We start from the raw sequence: 23,931 nt of genomic DNA, 5'->3' as shown, positions 1-23,931 counted from the left end.
ACAGGGCCGGGTTTTTTCTTGTCGCAGCGATCAGTCTTCCAGCATCGCCTTGTTGCGCACCGCGCCCTTGTCGGCGCTGGTGGCGAGCAGGGCGTAGGCCTTGAGCGCGGTCGAGACCTTGCGCGCGCGCGGCTGGGCCGGCTTCCAGCCCTTCTTGTCCTGCTCGATGCGGCGGTGGGCCAGCTCTTCATCCGATACCTGCAGCTGGATGCTGCGGTTGGGGATGTCGATCAGCACCTTGTCGCCGTCCTGCACCAGGCCGATGGCGCCACCCGCGGCCGCTTCCGGCGAGGCATGGCCGATGGACAGGCCCGAGGTGCCGCCGGAGAAGCGGCCGTCGGTGAGCAGGGCGCATTCCTTGCCGAGGCCCTTGGACTTCAGGTACGAGGTCGGGTAGAGCATTTCCTGCATGCCCGGGCCGCCCTTCGGGCCTTCGTAGCGGATGATGACGATGTCGCCAGCCTTCACTTCGTCATTGAGGATGCCCTTCACGGCGCTGTCCTGGCTCTCGAAGATCTTCGCCGTGCCTTCGAAGACGTGGATGGATTCGTCCACCCCGGCGGTCTTCACCACGCAGCCGTCCAGGGCGATGTTGCCGTAGAGCACGGCGAGGCCGCCTTCCTGGGAATAGGCGTGCTCGACGCTGCGGATGCAGCCTTCGGCACGGTCGAGGTCCAGGCTCGGCCAGCGGGTGGCCTGGCTGAAGGCGACCTGGGTCGGGATGCCCGCCGGGCCGGCCTTGAAGAAGGTATGTACCGCTTCGTCCTGGGTCTGGGTGATGTCCCATTCGGCGATGGCATCGGCCATGCTCGGGCTGTGCACGGTGGAAACATCGGTGTGCAGCAGGCCGCCGCGGGCCAGCTCGCCGAGGATGGAGAAGATGCCGCCGGCGCGGTGCACGTCTTCCATGTGGTACTTCTGGATGTTCGGCGCCACCTTGCACAGCTGCGGCACCTTGCGCGACAGCGCGTCGATGTCGCGCAGGTCGAAGTCGACCTCGGCTTCCTGGGCAGCGGCCAGGAGGTGCAGGATGGTGTTGGTCGACCCGCCCATGGCGATGTCCAGGGTCATGGCGTTTTCGAAGGCCTTGCGGCTGGCGACGTTGCGCGGCAGTACGGACTCGTCGCCGTCCTGGTAGTAACGCTTACACAGCTCGACGGCGATACGCCCGGCGCGCAGGAACAGCTGCTCGCGGTCGGCGTGGGTGGCCAGCGTGGTGCCGTTGCCCGGCAGGGACAGGCCGAGGGCTTCGGTCAGGCAGTTCATCGAGTTGGCGGTGAACATGCCCGAGCAGCTGCCGCAGGTGGGGCAGGCGCTGCGCTCGTACTCGGCGACCTTCTCGTCGGAGCAGGAATCGTCGGCCGCCACCACCATGGCGTCGACCAGGTCCAGGCCGTGGTTGGCCAGCTTGGTCTTGCCGGCTTCCATCGGCCCGCCGGAGACGAACACCACGGGGATGTTCAGGCGCAGGGCGGCCATCAGCATGCCGGGGGTGATCTTGTCGCAGTTGCTGATGCAGACGATGGCGTCGGCGCAATGCGCATTGACCATGTACTCCACGGAGTCGGCGATGATCTCGCGCGACGGCAGCGAATAGAGCATGCCGTCGTGGCCCATGGCGATGCCGTCGTCGACCGCGATGGTGTTGAATTCCTTGGCCACGCCGCCGTGCTTCTCGATCTCGCGGGCGACCAGCTGGCCCATGTCTTTCAGATGCACGTGGCCGGGAACGAACTGGGTGAAGGAGTTGGCGATGGCGATGATCGGCTTCTTGAAGTCTTCGTCCTTCATGCCGGTGGCGCGCCACAGCGCCCGGGCACCGGCCATGTTGCGGCCGTGCGTGGAGGTTTTCGAACGGTAATCAGGCATGACGGTTCCTGCGGCTAATCAGGTAATCGGAGGTATGCGTATGGTGAGCAACGCCTGTGCCGGATGCAACGGAGGATGACCGTGCGTTCGGAAGGGGCCGGGTCGAGGCGGGGTAATCGCTCGTGGGGCCTGGGCTCAGGGTCCGCCGTGTGGTGAATGGCGAGATATCACCGATTCTACGCACGTTCCGGCAGCCGGGCCAGGCGGGACGATTGCCGGTACGCCGGCATGCCGCGAGCTAGCCGCGCGGGGCCGCCTGAGCGGCCGTCCGGGGTGCGCATCCGCCGAAATTCGCCGCTTTGACCGCTGGTCCGCTTCTGCCTGCGTGCGACTGGCGGGTCGATTATCGCTCGCTAGAGTCCATTCCCGACCAGCTTCGCTGGCTGTCGCGCCTCTGCAGATGCGCGCTGCCCGCGGGTGGTCGGTCGCCGGTAGGTGTCCGTTTCGCGGCGGTAGGGCAGCGTTCGACCGGCGATGAATCCTTATACCAATGACAAGAACGAGGAATGCAGATGCACAAGTTCACACTTGGATGCCTGAGTGCCACGGCGCTGGTCGCCCTGTCCGTTTCCGCCATCGCCGCTCCGCTGCCCGATACGCCCGGCGCGCCGTTCCCGGCGGTTTCGAGCTTCGACAATTTCGGTCCGTACGCGGTGACCAGCCAGAGCGAGGGGCCCAGTTGCCGTGTCTATCGGCCACGCACGCTCGGCCAGGGCGGGGTCCGGCACCCGATCATCCTCTGGGGTAACGGCACCGGTACCGGGCCGACGACCTATTCCGGACTGCTGACCCACTGGGCCAGCCATGGGTTCGTCGTCGCCGCGGCGGAAACTTCCAACGCCGGCACTGGACGGGAGATGCTCGCCTGTCTGGATTACCTGGTGCAGGAGAGCAATCGCACCTATGGCACCTATGTCGGTGTGCTCAATACCGGGCGGGTCGGGACATCGGGGCACTCCCAGGGCGGTGGCGGCTCGATCATGGCCGGGCAGGACGATCGCGTTAAGGCCACCGCGCCGATCCAGCCGTACACCATCGGCCTCGGCCATGACTCGTCGTCGCAGCGCAACCAGCGCGGGCCGATGTTCCTCATGTCCGGCGGGGCGGACACCATCGCCGTGCCCTACCTCAATGCGCAGCCGGTCTACAGCCGGGCCAACGTGCCGATCTTCTGGGGCGAGCGGCGCTATGTCAGCCATTTCGAGCCGGTTGGCAATGGCGGCGAGTATCGCGGCCCGAGCACGGCCTGGTTCCGCTACCAGCTGATGGACGACCAGTCGGCGCGCAGCACCTTCTATGGCCGGCTCTGCCGGCTCTGTACCAGCCTGCTGTGGAGTGTGGAGCGCAAGGGCATCGAGTAAGGCAGGGGAAGCGCAGGGCGGTCCGCCGCCCTGCGCAACCGGATGGCCGATCAGCTGTTGGGCAGGATGCGGCAGGTCAGGCTCTTGATGTAGCGGGTTTCCGGGATCGCCGGATGCACCGGGTGATCCGGACCCTGGGCGCCGCGCTCGAGCAGCTGGATGTTGCGATCCAGATGGCGCGCGCTACCGAGCAGGATGTTCTGCAGGTCGTCCTCGGGCAGGTGCATAGAACAGCTGGCGCTGACCAGGATGCCGTCCTTGTTCAGCAGGCGCATGGCGGCCTCGTTGAGGCGGCGGTAGGCGGCCTCGCCGTTCTTGATGTCCTTCTTGCGCTTGATGAAGGCCGGTGGGTCGGTGATCACCACGTCGAAGCGCTCCTCGGCGTTCTTCAATTCCTTCACCGCCTCGAAGGCATCGCCTTCGACGCAGGTCATCTTCTCGGCCACACCATTGAGCGCAGCGTTGCGCTCCACGCCGTCCAGGGCAAAGGCCGAGGCGTCGACACAGAACACTTCGCTGGCGCCGAAGGCGGCGGCCTGCACGCCCCAGCCGCCGATGTAGCTGAACAGGTCGAGCACGCGCTTGCCCTTCACATAGGGCGCCAGGCGCGCGCGATTCATGCGGTGATCGTAGAACCAGCCGGTCTTCTGGCCCTGCAGCACCGGCGCCTCGAACTTCACGCCGTTCTCTTCCAGCGCGACCCATTCCGGCACCACGCCGAAGGCAGTATCGACGTAGCGCTCCAGGCCCTCGGCGTCGCGGGCGCTGGAGTCGTTCTTCCACAATACGCCGCGAGGCTTGAGCACCTGCACCAGCGCCTCCAGCACGGCATCCTTGTTGCGCTCCATGGTCGCCGAAGCCAGCTGCACCACCAGGTGGTCATGGAAGCGATCGACCACCAGTCCCGGCAGCAGATCGGAATCGCCGTAGATCAGCCGGTAGCACGGCTGCTCGAACAGCCGCTCGCGCAGGCTCAGGGCGACCTTGATGCGGTGCACCAGCAGCGACTTGTCCAGGCTGTGCTTGAGGTCGCGCGACAGCAGCCGCGCGCAGATCAGGTTGTTCGGCGACACGCCGACGATACCCAGCGGCTTGCCACCGGCGGCCTCGAGGATGGCCTGGTCGCCGGCGGCGAAGCCGGCCAGCGGCGTGGCGGCTGTGTCGACTTCGTTGCTGTACACCCAAAGATGGCCCGCGCGCAGGCGGCGGTCGGCATTGGCTTTGAGACGCAGGCTGGGCAGGGTCATCGGCAGGGCTCCGGAAAAAAGACGGGCATTCTAAACGAGCGGCCCGCCGCATGCGCTGAGGTCGTAGGAAAAACGCCCGCCGCGTGCCTGTCGATGCCTCGCTCAGGCGGACAGCGCGTCGATCAGCGCCTGGCTGAATGCCGGGATGTCATCGGGCTTGCGGCTGCTGATGAGGTGGCCATCGACCACCACTTGCTCGTCAACCCACTCGGCGCCGGCATTCTTCAGGTCGTCGGTGAGCGATGGCCAACTGGTCATGCGCTTGCCGTTGACCAGATCGGCCGAGATCAACAGCCAGCCGCCATGGCAGATCACGGCGATGGTCTTGTTCGCACGGGCGGCATCGCGAACCAGTTCCTGGGCCATCTCATCGCTGCGAATGGTGTCGGAATTGACCACGCCGCCAGGCAGTAGCACGGCGTCGTAGTCCTCCATGCGGACGCTGTCGAAGGTGTTGTCGACATAGAACTTGGAGGCCGGGGTGGTGTGGTTCCAGCCGGTCACCTCACCATTCTTGGCAGAGATGATCTCGGCGGTTGCGCCGGCCTTTTCCAGCGCCTCCTTGGGCCCGGTCAGTTCGACCTGCTCGAAGCCATCGGTCACCAGGATTGCAGCGCGCTTGCCGTTGAGGGATTGGGTCATGAGCATGCCTCCGTCTGTCTGTCGGTAACGCTCGCCGAATGCGAGTCACTTGAAATGGGACCCGCATCTCAGCCAAAGTTCGCCCTTTCGTGCTGATGGCACTTTGCCTTCTCGTCGAGCGTCCCCCTCATGGCCGTTGAACTCTCCGCCGAACAGATCCGCCGGGTGCTGCAAGGCATCAGTGTGCCGCCGCAACCGCAGATCATGGTCGACCTGCAGATGGAGCAGGTCATGCCGGTGCCCGATCTGAAAGCCATCGCCCGGCTGATCAGTCAGGACCCGGGGCTTTCGGGAGCGCTGCTCAAGCTGGTCAACTCGCCGCATTTCGGTCTGGCCAACCGCATCGCTTCCATCCAGCAGGCGGTGAACCTGCTGGGCTGCAACTCGGTGATCAACCTGATCAATGCGCAGTCGATCAAGGGCGAGATGAGCGACGAGACCATCGTCACGCTCAGCCGCTTCTGGGACAGCGCGCAGGACGTGGCCATGGCCTGCCTGACCCTGGCCAAGCGCATCGGCTACCAGTCGCCGGATGAGGCCTACACCCTCGGGCTGTTCCACAATTGCGGCATCCCGCTGATGCTCAAGCGCTTCCCCGGCTACATGAGTGTGCTGGAAGAGGCCTACGCCAGCACCGGAGACGGCCAGCGCATCGTCGATATTGAGAATCGCGTGCTCAGCACCAACCATGCGGTGGTCGGCTACTTCACCGCCAAATCGTGGAACCTGCCGCTGCACCTGTGCGATGCCATCGCCAATCACCATAACGCGCTGTCGCTGTTCGCCGACGACTCGGGGCGCGACGCGCCGATCAAGACGCTGCTGGCGATCCTCAAGATGGCCGAGCACATCTGCGCCTGTCATCGGGTGTTGGGCGCGCAGCCGGACGATCACGAGTGGGACAGCGTGTCGCAGCTGGTGCTCGAGTACGTCGGGCTGTCGGAATACGATTTCGTCTGCCTCAAGGAAAGCATCCGCGAGCTTGGCGTGGGCTGACGGCCCGGCGCCGGCCTGCTAAGGTCGGCATCCCTTCGCTGTAACCGTATCTCGCCATGCCCGAACTTCCCGAAGTCGAAACCACCCGCCGTGGCATCGAGCCGCATCTGGTCGGCCAGCGCGTCAGCCGCGTGCTGCTGCGTGATCGTCGCCTGCGCTGGCCGATTCCGGAGGATCTCGACGTGCGTCTGTCCGGCCAGCGCATCGAGGCCGTCGAGCGGCGCGCCAAGTACCTGCTGATCCGCGCCGAGAGCGGCACGCTGATCGTCCATCTCGGCATGTCCGGCAGCCTGCGTCTGGTGGATGCGGCATCGCCCGCGGCCAAGCACGAGCACGTCGACATCCTGCTGGAGTCCGGTCAGGCCCTGCGCTACACCGATCCGCGGCGCTTCGGCGCGATGCTCTGGAGCGACGAGCCGCTGGCCCATGTACTGCTGGCCAGCCTCGGGCCCGAGCCGCTGGGCGAGGACTTCGATGGCGACCGGCTGTATCGGCTGTCGCGCGGGCGCAGCATGGCGGTCAAGCCGTTCATCATGGACAACGCGGTGGTGGTGGGCGTCGGCAACATCTATGCGAGCGAGGCGCTGTTCGCCGCCGGGATCGATCCGCGGCGGCCGGCCGGCAGCATCTCGCGGGCGCGCTATCTGAAGCTCGGCGAGGAGATCCGCCGCATCCTGGCCATGGCCATCGAGCGCGGCGGCACCACGCTGCGCGATTTCGTCGGCGGCGATGGCAAGCCCGGCTACTTCCAGCAGGAGCTGTTCGTCTATGGCCGCGGTGGCGAGTTCTGCAAGGCTTGCGGTTCGACCCTGCGCGAGATCCGCCTGGGACAGCGCGCCAGCGTCTACTGCGGTCGCTGCCAGCGCTGAGACGGCACATCTGCGCGCGCGTTGACGGCGTTCACGCCCCGCGGGCCCTGGCCGCTGCTATAGTGGCCGCCACAACTAAAATTGCCGCGTTTCGCACAGCTGAAGGACCACACCATGAATCTGTTCCGCTCCACCGCTGCTGTCTTGGCTCTGACCACTGGCCTGCTGGCAATGCCGGCGCACGCGGAATCGGTCCCGCAGAACGCCAGCGGCGATCCGATGTACACCGTCGAGGCTCCGAAGGCCTACTCCATGATCGGTGACCTGGTCATCGCCCGCCCGCTGCTGATCGGCGCGACCGTGCTGGGCGCCGCCGCTTTCGTCGTCAGCCTGCCGTTCACCGCGCTGGGCGGCAATGTCGGTGAGGCGGGCAAGGCGCTGGTGGTCGAGCCGGGCAAGGCAGCCTTCGTGCGCTGCCTGGGCTGCACCACCAGCGGCTACAACGCACAGAATTGACCGGCATCATCCGCACCGCGACTGGCAGGCGCTGAGCCTTCCGATCGCGGTGCCGCTGCAGTAGGCTTCGCCTCCCCAGTTCATCTATCCGCGCGAAGCCATCGTGAAACCTTCCTTCTTCAAGATCCTCCTGCCCCTCGCGGGCGTATTGCTGCTGTCCTGGTCGTTCTGGGCCAGCAGCGGCTGGCTCGAACTCTGCGCGGGGCTGGCGCTGTTCCTGTTCGGCATGCAGTGCCTCGAGGAGGGCCTGCGTCAGCTGGCGGGCAGCACGCTCGAGCAACTGCTCGCCCGCAGTACCGCGACCCCGTTCAAGGGACTGATGTTCGGCGTCAGCGGCACCATGCTGTTGCAGTCCAGCACGCTGGTGTCACTGCTCACCATCGCCTTCATCAGTACCGGGCTGATCAAGCTCGCCGGCGGTATCGCCATCCTGTTCGGCGCCAACCTGGGGTCCACCACCGGCATCTGGCTGCTGGCGCTGGCCGGGCAGAACGTCAGCCTGAGTCCGCTGGCCTTGCCGCTGCTGGTCTTCGGGGTGCTGGCCAGTTTCAGCGGCGACAAGGGCAAGGCGGCCGGGCGCATCGTGCTCGGTATCGCCTTCATCTTTCTCGGTATCGATCAGATCAAGACCGGTTTTTCCAGCTTCGGCGGCATGGACCTGTCGCAGTATCACGCCGGCGGGCTGACCGGCCAGCTGCTGTTCGTCGGCATCGGCCTGCTCGCCACCGTGGTCCTGCAATCGAGCCACGCAACGCTGATGCTGACCCTGACCGCGTTGGCCGCCGGTCAGCTGGATCTGACTCAGGCGCTGGCCACCGCCATCGGTGCGAACGTCGGCACCAGCGTCACCACCGCCTTTGTCGGCTCGCTGGGCGGTAACCGCAGCGGCCAGCGCCTGGCCCTGGCGCATGTGCTGTTCAACGTCACGACCGCCATCCTGGCGATCGCACTGCTGGTGCCCCTGGCCTGGCTGGTGCAGTGGCTGGTCGCGCCGCTGGGGTTGGGCGAGAACCGGCTGATTCAGCTGGCGCTGTTCCACAGCCTGTTCAACGGCATGGGCGTGCTGCTCTTCTGGCCCTGGCAGACGCAGCTGGCAAACGTCCTGCTGCGCGTGCTGCCGGAGCGGGCCGAGCCGACGGTGCTGATCACCGAGCTGACGCCAACGCCGGCGGATGGCGTGACCCATGCGCGCTATCTCAACGAGCGGGCGCTGGATTCGGCCGATGCCGCGGCCAGGGCGGTGGCTCAGGAGCTGCAGCACCTGGCACGCCTGAGCCTGGAGGTGATCTGTCATGCCCTCTACTTGCCGGTCGAGCAGCTGCGTCAGCAGGGGCGGGTCGACGAAGCGCTGCTGCATGCCCGTCCCGAAGCCCAGGCGCTGGACGCCGAACATCTGTACCAGCGCCATATCAAGGGTGTGTATTCCGATCTGCTGACGTTCATGGGCCGCCTGGAGCTGCCGCTGGACGAGAGCCATCAGGCGTTCTGGGTGAACTGCCAGGTCGCCGCGCTGCAGCTGGTGGATGCGGTCAAGGATGCCAAGCACCTGCAGAAGAACCTTGGCCTGTACCTGCGCCAGGACGATTCCGCCGCGCGCCAGGCCTATGTCGAACTGCGCCGGCAGCTGCTGGAATCGCTACGGGAAATTCGCGCGCTGAATCACTCCGAGCTGCCCGATGAGCTCTGGCGCGAGCGGCTGAACTGGCTGGACGAACGTGCCGCACACTTCGACGCCGAGTTTCGCCGGCGGCTGTTCGAGTCGATCCGCAATCACAAGCTGGACGGCCTGCAGACCAGCTCGCTGATGAACGACCTGGGCTATGCCAGCCGCATCATCCAGAGCCTGCGCAATGCCCTGCTGCTGGGTGAGGGCCACGAGCTGACGCGTCAGCTGCGGCAGCTGGCGGCGGACGACGGCCCGGTCATTGTGCAGCCGTGATCGGCTGGCGCCGTGCGGGTACCTTCAGCGCGCGGCCGATGCCGCGCGGGTCGCTGGCCGCTTCGACCTTGCCGCTCGGCTTGTGCCAGTAGAGCACCTGCTGGTTGCCGTAGTCCCGCTCGATCAGCCTGGGCTGGTGGCCGCGGGCACGTAGCGCGTCCAGATGGGCCGCGCTGAAGGCATCGGCCTCGTACTGCAGCACGTCCGGCAGGTACTGATGGTGGTAGCGTGGCGCCGCCGGCCAGGCCTGCACCGGCTCGCCGTCCAGATAGGACAGGGCCGAGAGCAGCACCATGCTGGGGATGCGGCTGCCGCCGGGGGTGCCGAAGGCGGCGAACTCCTCGGCGCTTTCGATGAAGGTCGGGCTCATGCTCGACAACGGCCGCTTGCCCCCGGCGATGGCGTTGGTGCTGCTGCCCTTCAGGCCATAGGCATTGCTGCCGTCGATGTCGGCGGCGAAGTCGTCCATCTCGTCATTGAGCAGCACACCGGTGCCGGGCACGCTGAAGGCGGCACCGAACATCATGTTCAGCGATAGCGTCGCCGCCACCGCATTGCCTTCGGCATCGATCACCGCGAAGTGAGTGGTGTGCTCGCCCTCGCGCCAGCGTGGCGCGGGCGGCAATGCGCTGCTCGGCGTGGCCCGATCAGGGTCGATGGAGCTGGCGAGCTGGTCCAGATACTGGTCTGACAGTAGACGTCGCAGTGGTGACGCGACGAAATCCGGATCGCCCAGTTGCCCGCGGTCGCGATAGGCCCGGCGCAGCGCCTCGACCACCAGGTGACTGCGTTGCAGCGGTTCGGCGTCGCGCCAGGACAGGCGTTCGAGAATACCCAGGCTCTGCGCGAGGATCATGCCGCCGGCCGAGGGTGGCGGCGCGCCGATCAGCTCACGGCCATCGGCGAGGGTGAAGCGTAGTGGCTCGCGCTCGACGGTGTGGTAGTCGGCCAGATCCTCCAACGACCAGATGCCGCCGGCGGCGCGCACGCCTTGCACCATTTTTTTCGCGAACTCGCCGCGGTAGAAGCCGTCACGGCCGTTGCTGGCGAGTTGCTCCAGGGTTTGCGCCAGTTCCGGCTGGCGCAGCAGATGACCTTCGGCCGGAAGATCGCCCTCGTCGAGAAACAGCCGCGCACTCTCGGGATCGTCACGCAGTGCGGCCAGGCGCCAGCCGGCGCGCTGACGGTACACCGCATCCACCGCGAAGCCGTCGCGGGCCAGGGCGATGGCGGGTGCCAGGGTCGTCTTGAGCGGCAGGCGACCGCGTTTTTCGGCGAGTTCGACCAGTGCCGCTGGCGTGCCGGGAATCGCCGCGGCCAGCGGCCCGTTCAGCGAGAGGTCGCGCTGGATCTTGCCTTCGCGCAGATACATGTCCGGCGTGGCGGCGCTGGGCGCTCGCTCGCGGGCGTCGAGAAATACATGACGGGCCGGCTCGGCGGCCTCGCGCAGCAGAAAGAAGCCACCGCCGCCGAGCCCGGAGCCGTAGGGTTCGACCACGGCCAACGCGGCGCTCACCGCGACGGTGGCGTCGAAGGCGTTGCCGCCTGCTTCGAGGATCTGTCGGCCGACTTCGCTGGCCAGGGGGTGGGCGGTGGCAACGGCACCGTTGTCGAGCGGGCTGGCCTGGACGCTGCAGGCCAGCAACAGCAAGGCGGCGAACCAGCCGTGGAGCACCCTGAACAGGAGCGTCCGCCGGGTCGGTTGCCGCCAGCGCATCACGCCTTGCCGGTGATGATCAGGTATTTCTGCATCAGTTCGTCCTTGCTCTCGACGTTGTTCTCGTCGAGCGGGATGCAGTCTACCGGGCAGACCTGCTGGCACTGTGGCTCGTCATAGTGGCCGACGCACTCGGTGCAGAGGTTGGGGTCGATGACGTAGATCTCCTCGCCCTGGGAGATGGCGCTGTTCGGGCACTCCGGCTCGCAGACATCGCAGTTGATGCAGTCATCGGTGATTTTCAGGGACATCCAGCGAACTCCTGCCGTGGCTCGAACCACGGCACAGCTAAATTACGACGGCCAATTGTGCCGCATCGACGCTCGGCGTGCACTCGACGCAGGGCCGACGGCGGCCCTCAGTTCTGGCCGAAGCGCGTCTTGAGCGCTTGCATCACGGCCGGATGCACGAACTTCGAAACGTCGCCCTGGAGCGAGGCGATCTCGCGCACCAGGGTCGAGGAAATGTAGGAGTACTTTTCCGACGGCGTGAGGAACAGGCTTTCGACGTCCGGGGCCAGCTGCCGGTTCATGTTGGCCAGCTGGAATTCGTATTCGAAGTCGGACACCGCGCGCAGGCCGCGCAGCAGGATGTTGGCCTGCTGTTCCTTGACGAAGTGGGCAAGCAGGGTCGAGAAGCCGATGACCTTCACGTTCGGCAGGTGCTTGGTCACTTCACGGGCCAGCTCCACGCGTTGCTCCAGCGGGAACAGTGGGTTCTTCTTCGGGTTGGCCGCCACGGCGATGATGACCTCATCGAACAGCCGCGAGGCACGTTCCACCAGATCGGCGTGGCCCATGGTGATGGGATCGAAGGTTCCCGGATACAACACTCGATTCATCGCGGCGTCCTGACGCATGCGTGGGGGTGTGGATGGTAGCGGCTCGGTATCGGCAGCGTAAAGTCTGAATGGCCATGCGGCGATCTGCCGCGAATGCGAGGCAATCTCAGGACTTGTGCAGGCGATCACCCAACTGCGTGGCCAGCTTCGCGCACAGGGCGTAGATCGACAGCTGCGGGTTGGCGCCGACGCTGGTGGGAAACAGCGAGCCGTCGTGAATGGACAGATTGCCCAGCTGATGGTGCCGGCCGAGGCTGTCGGTTACCGCCTGGCGCGGGTCCTCGCCCATGGCGCAACCGCCCATGACGTGGGCGCTGCCGAGGCGGGTGCGGTACGGCGCGAGGTCGAGACGCTCGATCAGTTCGCGGGCGGCGCGGGGCGTCTTCACGTAGCGGGCGTCGGCATGCAGCGGCAGTACGGCGCGCGCCCCCGCGGCGAACTGGATCTCGGCCATGCTCAGAAAGGCGCGGCGGATACCGTTCCAGGCATAGTCGGTCATGCGGTAGTCGAGCACTGGGCTGCCGTCGCTGCGCAGCTCGACCGTGCCCTCGGCACTGTCCGGATGAAAGCCGTCGCGCTGCAGGGCGATCATCGCGTGGGTGTGCGGCAGCGCGGCCATGCGCCGGGCGTTCTGCATGCCATAGTCGCCGAGCAGGGTGGCGGCGAGAGCCGGGTGAACCGGCGACACCTCCAGCTTGTAGCCGGCAGGGCCGGTCGCGCCGTCGCGCCATTGAAAGTGATCGGAGTAGATCGATTGCGGTGCGCCGTAGAAGGCTTCGATGCGCTCGTCGAAGCGTGCCGCGGAGAAGTTCGTCAGGTGCAGGAAGGTGCGCTTGCCGACGCGCTTATGCGGGTCCGGCGCATCGGAGCGCAGCAGCAGCGCCGGGGTATTGATACCGCCGCCGGCGAGGATGTAATGCTTGGCGATCACGCGGATGCGTCGACCGTTCGGCGCCACGCAACGTTCATCCATGCCCAGGCAGTCCAGGCCGACGACCCGCTCGCCCTGCATCAGCAGGCGTTCGGTGCGGGCGAGATAGAGCAGCTCGCCGCCCTTGTCCAGCAGCGCTGGAATGCTGGTGACCAGCATCGACTGCTTGGCGTTGGTCGGGCAGCCCATGCCGCAATAGCCTAGATTCCAGCAGCCACGCACGTTGCGCGGGATCACCGCCCAGTGCTGGTCGAGGCTTTCGCAGCCGCGCTGCAACACCGCGTTGTTGGCATTCGGCGGCACGGTCCAGGGCGCGACGCCGAGGCGCTGTTCCGTGCGTTCGAACCAGGGTTGCAGCGCCTCGACCGACAGCCCGCTGACGCCGTGCTCGCTGGCCCAGTGCTGCAATGTTTGCGGCGGTGTGCGAAAGCTCGAGGTCCAGTTCACCAGCGTGGTGCCGCCGACCGCGCGGCCCTGCAGGATGGTGATGGCGCCGTCCTTGCTCGTGCGGCCGATGGCTTCCTGATAGAGCGAGCGGTAGGCGCGGGCTTCCTGCATGTCGAAGTCGCTGCTGGTGCGCAGCGGGCCTTCTTCGATCAGCAGCACCTTGTAGCCCGCGGCGCTCAGCACCTCAGCACTTGTGGCGCCGCCTGCGCCGCTGCCGACGATGGCGATATCGGCTTCCAGCGTCAGGTCGTGCGGCAGGCGCGAGCCGTCATGGGTGGTCCAGCCACGGGCGAGGCCTTCGGCGAAGAGATCGGGAACGGGCACGGCGGCCTCCTTGGTCAGACGGCCGGTGGCCCGGGATAGCCGCAGTGCGCCCAGGAAGCCGGGCAGGCGTACCAGGCCATGAGGACCATCTGCAGCAGCGAGGCATGCCCCTGGCGCAGCAGGGCCAGCGAGCTGTTCTGCCAACGGTTCAGGAACGCCCGCAGTTCGTCATCCGAGGCCTGGCGCCAGTCGCGCCAGATGCCTGTGAGCGGACCGCGGATCAGGGGTTGGGTAAGCACATCGAACAACTGGCGTACCTGTGCCGCCAGCGCCGGCGAAAGATGGTGCAGGCCCTGATCCAGGCTGATCAGAGTGACGGCTGCCGCTTGCGGCATTTCGGCCGGTGGCACCGACCCCTCCAGCAACAACGGAATCAGGCGATGTAGAATCGGCAGGTCGCTCTCGCGCAGTACGGCGAAGCCGCTTGCGGGGCCGGCGGCGGTCGCCCCGGCGCAGCGGCCGAGGAGCCCGCCGGCGGCCAGGATGGTGCTGCCGAGCAACCCGACCTTGAGCAGGGTGCGGCGGCTCATGGCGAGATCGTGCATCGTGGCGTCGCGTTTCAGCGGATGAACAGAGCGTAGATCAGCTTCTGCCACCACTTGCCGTAGGGTGGATAGACCAGCCGAGCGGCGTTGAAGCGCTGCTTGGCGAAAACGCTCTTGGCCTTGCTGAAGGTCAGGAATCCCTCGCGGCCGTGGTAGTGGCCCATGCCAGAGGGGCCGATGCCGCCAAAGGGCAGATCGTCCTGGGCGACGTGCAGCAGGGTGTCGTTCAGGCAGACCCCGCCCGAATGCGTCGAGTCCAGAACCCGCTGCTGTTCGGGCCGGTCGTAGCCGAAGTAGTAAAGCGCCAGCGGCCGCGGCCGGGCATTGACGTAGGCCAGCGCCTCGTCCAGCTCGTCGTAGGGAATGATCGGTAGCAGCGGGCCGAAGATCTCCTCGTGCATCACCCGCATGTGCTCGTTGACCTCGAGCAGCAGGCAGTGCGGCATGCGCCGCTGCTGCGCCTCGGTGAACAGCGGCACGACCTCGGCGCCCTTGGCGCGGGCATCGTCGAGGTAGTCCTGCAATCGTGCCAGCTGACGCGCATTGATGATTGCGGTGTAGTCGGGGTTGTCCGCAAGGCTCGGATACAGACGCTGTACCGCTTCACGATAGGCGTCGACGAAGCCCTTGAGGCGGGCTCGCGGTACCAGCACATAGTCCGGCGCGACGCAGGTCTGCCCGGCATTGATGCATTTGCCGAAGGCGATGCGCTCGGCGGCATCGGCCAGCGGCACCGTGGCCGAGACGATGGCCGGCGACTTGCCGCCCAGCTCGAGGGTCACCGGGGTGAGGTTGTCGGCGGCGGCACGCATCACGTCACGGCCTATATGCGTTGCGCCGGTGAACAGCAGATGGTCGAACGGCAGGCGGGCGAAGGCGCGCCCGACCTCGACATCGCCGAGCACCACCGCCACCTGATTCTCAGGAAAAACCTGCGCCAGCAGCGCCTTCAGCAGCTGGCCGGTGGCCGGCGTCGACTCGCTCATCTTCAGCATCACCCGATTGCCTGCCGCCAGCGCGCCGACCAACGGGCCGATGGCCAGGTAGAGCGGGTAGTTCCACGGCACGATGATGCCCACCACCCCCAGCGGCTGATAGACGACCCGCGCACTGGCCGGCTGGAAAGCCAGGCCGACCCGGCGCCGCGATGGCTTCATCCAGCGCCGCAGATGGCGGCAGGCGTAGCGGATGCCATGCAGGCTGGGCATCAGTTCGGCCAGCAGGGTCTCGTCGGCCGAGCGATGACCGAAATCCGTGCTGATCGCCTCGATCAGAGCCGGCTGGTGAGTCGCCAGCACATCGCGCAGCGCGTCCAGCCAGCGCAGACGGTCTTCCTCGGATGGCATCGGTGCGGCGGCGAATGCTGCACGCTGGCAAGCGAACACCGCTTCAAGGGCGGCGAGTGCTTGTGGAGTGTCGGCTGACATTGGGGCTCCGGGTGGCGAGGCGGGTTGATAGATTTCTAGAGTAATTGCTCTAAACTGTCAACGAGACGTGCTTGCCCGACCGCTGGCGTGTACCGTTGCCCCTTCGCTCCATCGCCGAGATCCCGCCGCCCATGGCACCCCGCACCAAGACCCGCGATCGCATCATCGAAGCCAGCCTGGCGCTGTTCAACGCCCAGGGCGAACGCAACGTCACCACCAACCACATCGCCGCGCACCTGGGCATCTCGCCGGGAAACCTCTACTACCACTTCCCCAACAAGCAGGCGATCGTCGCCGAGCTGTTCAGGCGTTACGAGGCTCGCATCGACGAGTTCCTGCGCCCGCCGCAACGGGCGTTGACGGTGGCGGACAAGGCCGTCTATCTGGAGGCGCTGCTGGCAGCGATGTGGGACTTCCGTTTCTTGCATCGCGACCTGGAAGCGCTACTCGCCGCCGACGAAGCGCTGGCACAGCGCTACCGCGACTTTGCGGCGCGTTGCCTGGACAACGCGCGGGCGATCTATCAGGGATTCGTCGACGCCGGCATCCTGCGCATGGGCCCCGCCGAGGTCGACGCGCTGGCACTCAATGCCTGGATCATTCTCACTTCCTGGGTACGCTTCCTCGGTACCGTCGGCGAGCCCTCGGTGCAGCTCGGGCCGGGGCAGTTGCGTCGCGGTATCTATCAGCTGCTGGCGCTGGAGGTCGGCTTCGTATCGCCGGCTGCTTCGGCGGAAGTCTGCGCGTTGCTGCGCCAGTACCTGTCGGATGGTTGTCAGGGTATTTCGTCGGATTAATGGCGTTCGCGCTGCGCCTGATCAATATTCAAGCGTCGAGGCGACGAATAGCTGGCGAATAACCCTGAAAGAACTCGTAGAATGATGGCAATCAAGTATCACATAGCCATTATCCGGTTTTCCTTCCCATGTCCCCCATGCCACGCGTCGCTGTCCTTGGTGCGTCTTCTTCCCCTGTTGTCGGTATCGAATACGAGCGGCACCCCGAGTGGTCCGCGCTCGCGGCGCTGCCGGCGTATGACATCGTTCTGCTCGATCTGCCGGCGGTGCGCGCCGGCGAAGCCTTGCGCAGCCTGCGTATGGACAAGCGTTATCGCTTCAGCCTGATCTATTGCTGCCAGGAGCAGGACGCGTCCTGCAAGGCGCTGAGCGACGGCGCGCCGCCGGCTGATCTGAGCGCCCTGGTGCCGCTCTGGCGGCTCTGGCAGGAGCGCTTCGCGCTGTTCAACCGTGGGGTGGCGCCGGAGCGTTTCGAGTCGCGCGTGCTCGCCTGGCTGTGGTTGCGCCCGCACGGCGCCATCCATGCGGTGCGCGATGCCGGCGTGGCGCAGCACTATCACTATCCGCTGCTGGAGGCGCTGGAGGACGACGAGTCGCCGAACGCCTTCGCCTGGCTACAGCTGATGACCCAGCAGGGCTGGCTGGAAGAGGGCGAGCTGGTCGATCGGGTGCGCCTGTGCGTCGGTTGTGGCTCCGGCCGGTTGAACTACGTGGATGTCTGCCCCGAGTGCCAGACGCTGGAAATCGCCCGTCAGCCGTCGCTGCACTGCTTCACCTGCGGCCACGTCGGCGCCCAGGAGCACTTCCTCAAGGATGGCCTGCTGCTCTGCCCGAACTGTTTCTCGCGCCTGCGTCACATCGGCAGCGATTACGACCGGCCGCTGGAGAACTATCGCTGCCGCAGCTGCCAGGCGTTCTTCGTCGATGCCGAAGTCGAGGCGCGCTGCCTGGACTGTGGCCAGGCCCATGCGCCGGACAAGCTGCGCGTGCGCGAGGTGCGTCACTTCCGCCTCGCCGAGGCCGGGCGATTGCGTTGTCGGCAGGGTTACTCGAGCAGCGTCGCCGAGACCGATCAGTTCGGCACGCTCAACCTGCTCAACCAGAAGTCCTTCCACGAGTTGCTCAACTGGCAGCTGCAGCTGGTGCGGCGCTACAAGCAGCCGGCGTTCTCCCTGCTTGGTTTGCGGTTCGTCAACCTGGCGGCGACCATCAGCGCACTCGGCGAGCTGCGCGGCCATGCGTTGGTGGACAGCCTGGTCGAACGCTTGCAGGAAGCCGTGCGCGACACCGATCGCTGCAGCCGGGTCAGCGAAGAGATTCTCTGGATCATGATGCCGCACACCGATGCGGCCGGCCTGGCAGTGGTGCGTAAACGCCTGCAGGAAGGTGCCGAGCGTCTGGCCAGCGAGCAGATCGGCCAGCTGCAGCTGCGTCAGATCGGCTTCACCGCACCGGCCGACCTGCTCGAACAGGAAGATGCCGCGTTGCTGCTGGCGCGCCTGAACGGGGAGCTGGGCTGAGATGGAGGGTTTCTGGCTGCAGTGGCTGGGGATTCTCGGCGAAATCGACAAGCCCGACGGGCTGGGCTATCTGCTGGTGATGCTGTTTCCGGCGTTTCTGCTGCTGGAGGTGCCGCTCAGCCTGGTGATCCTGCTCGGCGTGCTGCGCTGGTTCGTGCGCAAACCCTTCGAGCTGCCGGAAGGCAACAGCTACCAGCCGCGCGTGTCCTGCGTGATCACCTGCTACAGCGAAGGGCGCGATGTGCAGACCACGCTGCTCAGCCTGTGCGAGCAGACTTATCGCGGCGAGATCGAGATGATTCCGGTGGTCGACGGCGCGACGGCCAATCACGCGACGATGCAGGCCGTGCGGGATTTTCGCCTCGATGCGCAGCTGTATCCGCGGCGCTTTCTGCGGCCGATCGCCAAGTGGCAGCGCGGTGGCCGGGTTTCGTCGCTGAATGCAGGGCTGGAATACAGCACCGGCGAGATCGTCATGGCGCTGGATGGCGACACCTCGTTCGACAACGACATGGTGGTCAACGTGGTGCGCCATTTCCAGGATCCGGACGTGCCGGCGGTGGCCGGCAGCCTGCGGGTGCGCAATGCCCGTGCCTCGCTGACCACGGCGATGCAGGCGCTGGAATACCTGCTGTCGATCCAGCTGGCCAAGATCGGCCTCAGCGAGTGGAACGTGGTGAATAACGTATCCGGCGCGTTCGGCGCATTTCGTCGCAGCTTTCTGCAGAAAATCGGTGGCTGGGACACCCATACCGCCGAAGATCTGGATATCACCCTGCGCATCAAGAACTACTTCGGCCGCCGGCCGCTGCGCATTCCGTTCGAGCCGTGCGCCATCGGCCATACCGACGCGCCGGTGACGTTCCGCCAGTTCCTCATGCAGCGCCTGCGCTGGGATGGCGATCTGTTCTTCCTCTATGTGCGCAAGCATCGCCACAGCTTCACGCCGCGCCTGCTCGGCTGGCCGAACTTTCTGGTGGTGCTGGTCAGCGGGTTCTTCTTTCAGCTGGTGCTGCCGTTCATCATCCTCGGCTACTTCATCGTCGGACTGTACTCGCTGGCGCTGTCGACCTTTCTCGTGCTCGCCTGGCTGGTCTATCTGGTGTACCTGGCCAACACCCTGTTGGCCTACGTGGTGGCGGTGAGCATGGTGTCCGAACGGCCGCGGCAGGACCTGTGGCTGTGCTGGGTGGTGCCGCTGTTTCCGCTGTTCATGTTCGTCATGCGCTGCTGGAGCGCGGTGGCGATCCTCAACGAAATGATCCGGCGTGGCCATGAGGAAACCTCGATGGCGCCCTGGTGGGTGCTGCGCAAGGCGAAGAGGTTCTGATGCTGCGAGCGTTCTTTGTGCTCGGTCTGCTGTGGCTGGGCTCGCCCTGTCTGGCCGATGTGCTACCGCTGCCGACGTTGCTGGATCGCGTCGATAGCGCGCCGGCCCTGCGCGCGGCAGAGGCCGAACGCGTGGCCCTCGAGGCGCTGCAGCGGCAGCGCGAAGCCGAGGCCGGTTGGCAGTGGTTCGCTTCGGCAGGGACGGGGCGCTATCGGGAGCTGGTGACCGAAGAGGTGCGCGACGACTACTACGGTCGCGATCTGGCGCTTGGTTTGCGCCATCCGCTGCTGGGCAGCCTGAAACGCCAGCTGGATGCGGTACGCAGCGTGGAAGACCAGCGTCAGCAACAGCAGGCCCGTCTGCAGCTGGCCCGTGTCGAGCAACGGCTGGCGCTGCGCAGCGCCTATGCCGACTGGTGGCGAGCGCAGGAGGAGCTGCGCTGGTGCGACGGGATCGCCGAGCCTGCGCGACGCGCGCGCGAGCAGCTGGCGGTGCGTCTGCGCGAGGGCTGGCTGCTGGCTTCCGAGGCGCGCCTGCAGGATGGCCGCTGGCAGGCGTTGCAGCGTCGTTGTGCGGCGGTTGAGCCGGTGCTGGAAGAAACTCGCTACAGCCTGCAGTCACTCAGTGGGCAGCCCATCGAGCCGCAAAGCCAGGCCCAGACCGAAGCACTGGCGGCAAGCGCGCAGCCTCTGAGCGCCTGGTTGCAGCAGCTCGAGGTGCATCCACGTCTGCAGGAGCGGCGCGGCCAGGTGAGTCAGGCGGAGCGGAATCGGCAAAGCCCTTGGTATGCCGGGGTCGACTCGAATTTCAGCGTGGCGCAGAGCTACGAAGACCGTAACGGTGGCAGCAAGCCAGGCAATGGCCTAGTGGCGAGCATCAGCCTGTCGGCTCCGTTCGATCCGCTGTCCTACGGTCAGGCGCGGGGCAACGAGGGTGAAGCGCGTCATCAGGTGGCACTGGCGCAGCTCGAAGCCGAGCGTGAACAGTTGCTACAGGGACTCGGGCAGGCGCTGCGTGCCCAGCGCCTGGCCGCGGATGAACTGCTGCAGGCGCGCGAGCAACTGGAAGTGGCGGCGTTAGCTGTGCGCGAGCAGCGCCTGCGCCGCGACGGCGATGTCGAGCAAGCCTACCTCGGCAGCCTGGCCGCCGAGCTGGAGCATGGCTACGCCGGTTTGCGCCTGATTGCCGCCTGGCACGGGTTGTGGCTGCGGGAAGCAGCGTTGCGCTTGTTCATTGATGAGGACGGAGGACGTTCGTCGTTGCTGGGGCCAGCGGAGAACGACTGGCAGGCGCTGCAGCCGGACCGGGATAAGCGCGTGGCGACTGACTCAGCAAGCTGGCGCCAGGGTGTGTATGTCTGGAACAGCCGCGCACTGTTCGACGAGCGCCAGCGCGCCGAGGTGCTGGCGCAACTGCGAGCGGCCGGCATGCAGCGTCTCTACCTCGGCCTCGACGCTGCCCAAGTGGCTGAGCCGGAGCGCTTGCGCGGCCAGTTGCGCGTGTTGCTCAGTGCCGCGCGCGAACAGGGATTCGAGGTGCTGCTGCTGCTCGGCGATCCGCACTGGCTACAACCCGAGGGGCGTCAGGGGTTGCTCGATCTGCTCGGTGAGCTGACGACGCTGCCGTTCGCCGGTCTGCATCTGGATCTGGAAGTCGAGCAGCTCGGCTGGCCGGTCCCCGAGGCGCGGCTGCGCGACTGGATGGATACGCTGACGGCGGCCGCGAGCGTCAGTCCCTGGCCGCTTGAGCTGTCCAGCCATCACCGCTGGTTCGCCGCACCGCGCGCCGGCGAATACTGCGTGCCCTGTCGGTTGCAGCAGCGTGGCGTGCATCGGGTCAGCCTGATGATTTATACCCGCAACCCTGAACGCAGCGGGGGGCTGGCGACGGAGATCGGGCGGCGCTGGCCGGGCTTGTCGTTCCGGCTGGCACAGAGCGTGGAGCCGCAGCTGGCGCCGGATGAGAGCTGGAGTGGCGCATCCCGCGCGCAATTGCAGGCACAGACCGAACGCTGGCGTCAGCGTCTGCAGACGCAGGCCATCACCGGCATCGACTGGCAGGACTGGTCTCACTATCCCCATTGAGCACATCGCATGAAGATCAAATTCTCCAGCGCCAAGGAGCAGCAACCGACCCAGGAGCAGGGCCTGCAGGTGCTCTACGCGCCGGGCAAGCGCCTGGCCTTCCGGCTGCGCTGGTACCTCATCCTGTTGGCGGTGCTCAGCCCGCTGTTGTGGCTGGTCGGCCGCTGGATGCTTACGCTCTGGCTGATCGAGGCGCCTGCGCAGCTGCACCTGCCGGGCAGCGAGTTGCGCGCGCGCGACGGAGCGCAGGTCCAGCAGGTGCTGGTGCAGCCGGGGCAACGGGTGACGGCGGGCGACGTGCTGGTTCGTCTGGATAATCCGGAGTGGCGTGCGCGGCGCTTCCTGCTGCAGGCGGCGAGCGTGCCGTCGAATAGTCCCGGCGCAGAGACTCTGGCCGCGGAGCGTGCACTGTTGCAGGGCTTGCTCGCCCGTGCCGAGGCGCGCGTGCAGCAGGTCCAGCGCCTGTTCGAAGCGGGCGCGGCTACCCGTGGCGAACTGTTGGCGGCCACCGACCAGCGTGACGCGCGGCTCCGCGACCTGTATCAGCTGGAGCAGCGGCGCCAGCCGGAGATCGGACCCGAGCAGCGCCAGCGCGACCTGGAGCTTGCCTGGCTGGACAGCCGGTTGCAGGGGTTGGAAATGCATGCCGAGAACGATGGTCGCGTCGGCGAAATCCTCGTCGCGCCTGGCGAGAACGTCGGGCCGGGCACGCCCCTGTTGCGCGTCGAGGGCGACGGCGAGGCGCAGGTCTGGGTTTATCTCGATCCGCGCCACGCTGCCGAGGCCACACCCGGAAAGCTGCTGACGCTGATCTTTCCCGACCATAGTCAACGCCAGGCGGTAGTGATTCAGGCGGTGGACGATGCCGCGCCGGTGCCGGTCGAACTGCGCCCACCGTTCAGTGCGCCGACACGCAGGCTGCGCGTGATTGCGCGGGTGCACGATGGTCTGCCGCCTGAGTGGCGTATTGACCGGCTCGGTCTCAAGGCGCGCTTCCCGCACCGATGGTTGCCATTTGGCGGCTGAAACGTCTCAGCCCGCCAGCCACTGCGGAATGCGCCGATCCAGGTAGTAACGCGGGCGGCGCGGTGTGCCTTCGACAAAGCCGACGTGGCCGCCGCGGCGGTGCAGCTCCAGGGTTGTGGTCGCCGACAGTTCGGTTGGTTCCGGCACGCTGTGGCGAAACACGAAGGGGTCGTCCGCGGCCTGGATCAGCAGGGTTGGTGTCGTGATCTCTGGCAGGTAGTAGCGGCTGGAGGCACGGTGGTAGTAGTCCTGGGCGTCGCTGTAGCCGTGCAGCGGTGCGGTGAAGCGACCGTCGAAATCCCAGAAGGTGCGCATGCCGTGCAGCGGGCCGAGGCTCTGCAAGGCACCGAGGTGGTTCAGCAGCCCCTCGCGCTGGAAGCGCTGCTGTTTGTCCCTCACGTAGGCCACCATCGCCTTCATGAAATGCGCCTGGTAGACGCGGGAGAAGCCCAGGCCGATGCGATCGGCGCATTGGTCCAGGCGAAACGGCACCGACACCGCCACCGCCTTGCGCAGCGGGCTACTGGCACCCGTTTCGCCGAGGTACTTGAGCAGCACGTTGCCGCCCAGCGAGTAGCCCACCGCATGCAGCGGCGCCATGGGTCGGCTGGCCTGCAGGTGCCCAATCACTTCGGCGAGATCGTCGCTGGCGCCGGAATGATAGGCGCGCGGCAGTAGATTCGGTTCGCCCGAGCAGCCGCGCCAGTTGATCGCTACGCTGGCCCAGCTCTGTGCGGCCAGTTGTTGCTGCAGGCCGAGCACGTAAAGCGAATTCGACGAGCCGGTCAGCCCATGCAGCACCAGCACCAGCGGCGCCGTAGCCTCATGCGGGCCGTGCCAGTCCAGGTCGATGAAATCGCCATCGGCCAGCCACAGTCGCTCACGCCGGCGTTCGAGACGCGGCGCCTTGCGAAAGAAGGGGTTCCACAAGGTCTGCAAGTGCGGCCCGGGAAGCCACCAGGCGGGTTGGAAGGTTTCGGACACGGTCGCTCGGGTTCCTCGTTTGCTCCGACGTTAGAGCGTTGGCGGCTCGAAGAAAAGCATGATGCAGGCATTGAATGATGCCTGCCGCCCGGCGAATTACGCCTTTGGGGATATGGTCAGCGCCGCCCAAGGGGTGGAGAGTGACGCGATAGTCTTATCCGGAACCCTGCCCATGACGCCTACCCCCTTCGACCAACTGCTCGGCGCCGCACGCCAGGAGCGCGAGCCCCAGCGCCTGCTGTTCGTCTTTGTCAGCGCTGAACTGCCCGAGGACGCCACCGAGGCCGAGCGCCAGCGTTTCGAGGAAAACGCCGGCGGTTCGCTGAAACCGGTGCTCTGCGTCGACAAGCTACCCGAGGAACTGAGCGACTTCGCCGCGCTGCGTGAAGAATCCGAGCGCACCGGCGTGGCCTGGGACCTGCTGTTCGCCGCGGCGCTGCCCGGCCAGGCCGGCATCACGCCGAACGCAGACGAGGCCGAGCAGCCACTGAAGATGATGGTCAGCGCCATCGAGACCGGCAACGTCGGCCGCTTCCTGGCCTTCGATCGCAACGGTCAGACCGTCGACTTCTACTGACG

Annotated in this window: 21 protein-coding genes; 11 read left to right on the top strand and 10 right to left on the bottom strand. The window is 66.4% G+C overall.

What is annotated here, in order from left to right; all coding sequences use genetic code 11:
• Positions 1 to 30: 30 nt before the first annotated feature.
• Positions 31 to 1,869 (bottom strand): dihydroxy-acid dehydratase, encoded by a 1,839-nt coding sequence (gene ilvD / locus HZR81_RS02665; RefSeq protein WP_200600972.1) that lies wholly within the window; start codon positions 1,867 to 1,869, stop codon positions 31 to 33.
• Positions 1,870 to 2,381: 512 nt separating this feature from the next.
• Here ilvD and HZR81_RS02660 point away from each other — a divergent pair.
• Positions 2,382 to 3,230 carry a poly(ethylene terephthalate) hydrolase family protein gene (locus HZR81_RS02660; RefSeq protein ID WP_200600974.1) on the top strand — a complete coding sequence of 283 codons (849 nt, stop codon included), beginning with the start codon at positions 2,382 to 2,384 and terminating at the stop codon, positions 3,228 to 3,230.
• Positions 3,231 to 3,280: 50 nt separating this feature from the next.
• Here the strand turns inward: HZR81_RS02660 and HZR81_RS02655 are convergent, their stop codons facing one another.
• On the bottom strand, positions 3,281 to 4,477 hold the full coding sequence (locus HZR81_RS02655; RefSeq protein ID WP_200600976.1) for a class I SAM-dependent rRNA methyltransferase: 1,197 nt from the start codon (positions 4,475 to 4,477) through the stop codon (positions 3,281 to 3,283).
• 102 nt (positions 4,478 to 4,579) lie between these two features.
• On the bottom strand, positions 4,580 to 5,119 hold the full coding sequence (locus HZR81_RS02650; protein WP_200600978.1) for a type 1 glutamine amidotransferase domain-containing protein: 540 nt from the start codon (positions 5,117 to 5,119) through the stop codon (positions 4,580 to 4,582).
• A 183-nt stretch (positions 5,120 to 5,302) separates the two neighbouring features.
• Here HZR81_RS02650 and HZR81_RS02645 point away from each other — a divergent pair, with 183 nt between their 5' ends.
• The 4 genes from HZR81_RS02645 (at position 5,303) to HZR81_RS02630 (ending at position 9,379) form a co-directional block, all read left to right on the top strand.
• The gene (locus HZR81_RS02645; protein ID WP_161794473.1) at positions 5,303 to 6,115 is read left to right on the top strand and encodes an HDOD domain-containing protein; all 813 of its coding nucleotides are present in this window, start codon (positions 5,303 to 5,305) and stop codon (positions 6,113 to 6,115) included.
• A gap of 56 nt (positions 6,116 to 6,171) precedes the next feature.
• The gene (mutM, locus tag HZR81_RS02640; protein ID WP_200600980.1) at positions 6,172 to 6,984 is read left to right on the top strand and encodes a bifunctional DNA-formamidopyrimidine glycosylase/DNA-(apurinic or apyrimidinic site) lyase; all 813 of its coding nucleotides are present in this window, start codon (positions 6,172 to 6,174) and stop codon (positions 6,982 to 6,984) included.
• Between the two features lie 114 nt (positions 6,985 to 7,098).
• Entirely contained in the window at positions 7,099 to 7,440 is a 342-nt protein-coding gene (locus HZR81_RS02635; protein WP_013984357.1) for a hypothetical protein, read from the top strand.
• A gap of 103 nt (positions 7,441 to 7,543) precedes the next feature.
• The gene (locus HZR81_RS02630) at positions 7,544 to 9,379 is read left to right on the top strand and encodes a Na/Pi cotransporter family protein (RefSeq protein ID WP_200600982.1); all 1,836 of its coding nucleotides are present in this window, start codon (positions 7,544 to 7,546) and stop codon (positions 9,377 to 9,379) included.
• Here the strand turns inward: HZR81_RS02630 and ggt are convergent.
• The 6 genes from ggt to HZR81_RS02600 all read right to left on the bottom strand — a co-directional run bounded on the left by ggt (position 9,363) and on the right by HZR81_RS02600 (position 15,611).
• On the bottom strand, positions 9,363 to 11,096 hold the full coding sequence (gene ggt, locus HZR81_RS02625) for a gamma-glutamyltransferase (RefSeq protein ID WP_500127248.1): 1,734 nt from the start codon (positions 11,094 to 11,096) through the stop codon (positions 9,363 to 9,365). The genes HZR81_RS02630 and ggt overlap by 17 nt on opposite strands.
• On the bottom strand, positions 11,096 to 11,347 hold the full coding sequence (locus HZR81_RS02620; RefSeq protein WP_003303200.1) for a YfhL family 4Fe-4S dicluster ferredoxin: 252 nt from the start codon (positions 11,345 to 11,347) through the stop codon (positions 11,096 to 11,098). The genes ggt and HZR81_RS02620 overlap by 1 nt, the downstream gene beginning before the upstream one ends.
• A 107-nt stretch (positions 11,348 to 11,454) precedes the next feature.
• Positions 11,455 to 11,937, bottom strand: a complete 483-nt coding sequence (coaD, locus tag HZR81_RS02615; protein ID WP_013984354.1) for a pantetheine-phosphate adenylyltransferase — start codon at positions 11,935 to 11,937, stop codon at positions 11,455 to 11,457.
• A 106-nt stretch (positions 11,938 to 12,043) separates the two neighbouring features.
• Positions 12,044 to 13,639 carry a GMC family oxidoreductase gene (locus HZR81_RS02610; RefSeq protein WP_500127247.1) on the bottom strand — a complete coding sequence of 532 codons (1,596 nt, stop codon included), beginning with the start codon at positions 13,637 to 13,639 and terminating at the stop codon, positions 12,044 to 12,046.
• 14 nt (positions 13,640 to 13,653) lie between these two features.
• Positions 13,654 to 14,184 carry a twin-arginine translocation pathway signal protein gene (locus HZR81_RS02605; protein ID WP_500127246.1) on the bottom strand — a complete coding sequence of 177 codons (531 nt, stop codon included), beginning with the start codon at positions 14,182 to 14,184 and terminating at the stop codon, positions 13,654 to 13,656.
• A 14-nt stretch (positions 14,185 to 14,198) separates the two neighbouring features.
• Complete coding sequence (locus tag HZR81_RS02600) at positions 14,199 to 15,611, bottom strand: coniferyl aldehyde dehydrogenase (RefSeq protein ID WP_500127245.1); 1,413 nt, start codon at positions 15,609 to 15,611, stop codon at positions 14,199 to 14,201.
• Positions 15,612 to 15,742: 131 nt separating this feature from the next.
• On the opposite strand from HZR81_RS02600, the gene HZR81_RS02595 reads away from it, so the two are divergent.
• The 5 genes from HZR81_RS02595 (at position 15,743) to HZR81_RS02575 (ending at position 22,368) form a co-directional block, all read left to right on the top strand.
• Entirely contained in the window at positions 15,743 to 16,408 is a 666-nt protein-coding gene (locus tag HZR81_RS02595) for a TetR/AcrR family transcriptional regulator (RefSeq protein WP_500127257.1), read from the top strand.
• 137 nt (positions 16,409 to 16,545) lie between these two features.
• Entirely contained in the window at positions 16,546 to 17,928 is a 1,383-nt protein-coding gene (locus HZR81_RS02590) for a TackOD1 domain-containing metal-binding protein (RefSeq protein ID WP_013984349.1), read from the top strand.
• 1 nt (position 17,929) lies between these two features.
• Positions 17,930 to 19,258 carry a glycosyltransferase family 2 protein gene (locus tag HZR81_RS02585; protein WP_013984348.1) on the top strand — a complete coding sequence of 443 codons (1,329 nt, stop codon included), beginning with the start codon at positions 17,930 to 17,932 and terminating at the stop codon, positions 19,256 to 19,258.
• Positions 19,258 to 21,342, top strand: a complete 2,085-nt coding sequence (locus HZR81_RS02580; RefSeq protein ID WP_454911461.1) for a TolC family protein — start codon at positions 19,258 to 19,260, stop codon at positions 21,340 to 21,342. Before HZR81_RS02585 ends, HZR81_RS02580 begins: the two co-directional genes overlap by 1 nt.
• Positions 21,343 to 21,351: 9 nt before the next feature.
• Positions 21,352 to 22,368: an HlyD family secretion protein gene (locus HZR81_RS02575; RefSeq protein WP_013984346.1), complete on the top strand. Its 1,017-nt coding sequence runs from the start codon at positions 21,352 to 21,354 to the stop codon at positions 22,366 to 22,368.
• Between the two features lie 6 nt (positions 22,369 to 22,374).
• Here the strand turns inward: HZR81_RS02575 and HZR81_RS02570 are convergent, their stop codons facing one another.
• The gene (locus HZR81_RS02570; RefSeq protein WP_500127244.1) at positions 22,375 to 23,352 is read right to left on the bottom strand and encodes a hydrolase; all 978 of its coding nucleotides are present in this window, start codon (positions 23,350 to 23,352) and stop codon (positions 22,375 to 22,377) included.
• A gap of 172 nt (positions 23,353 to 23,524) precedes the next feature.
• On the opposite strand from HZR81_RS02570, the gene HZR81_RS02565 reads away from it, so the two are divergent.
• Positions 23,525 to 23,929: a hypothetical protein gene (locus HZR81_RS02565; protein ID WP_013984344.1), complete on the top strand. Its 405-nt coding sequence runs from the start codon at positions 23,525 to 23,527 to the stop codon at positions 23,927 to 23,929.
• The last annotated feature ends 2 nt before the right edge of the window (positions 23,930 to 23,931 follow it).

The organism is Pseudomonas sp. LM13, assembly GCF_041381355.1.
GTDB lineage: Bacteria > Pseudomonadota > Gammaproteobacteria > Pseudomonadales > Pseudomonadaceae > Stutzerimonas > Stutzerimonas frequens.
The sequence above is the reverse complement of the archived record's forward strand: the minus strand, read 5'-3'. Positions and strand labels throughout refer to the sequence as shown.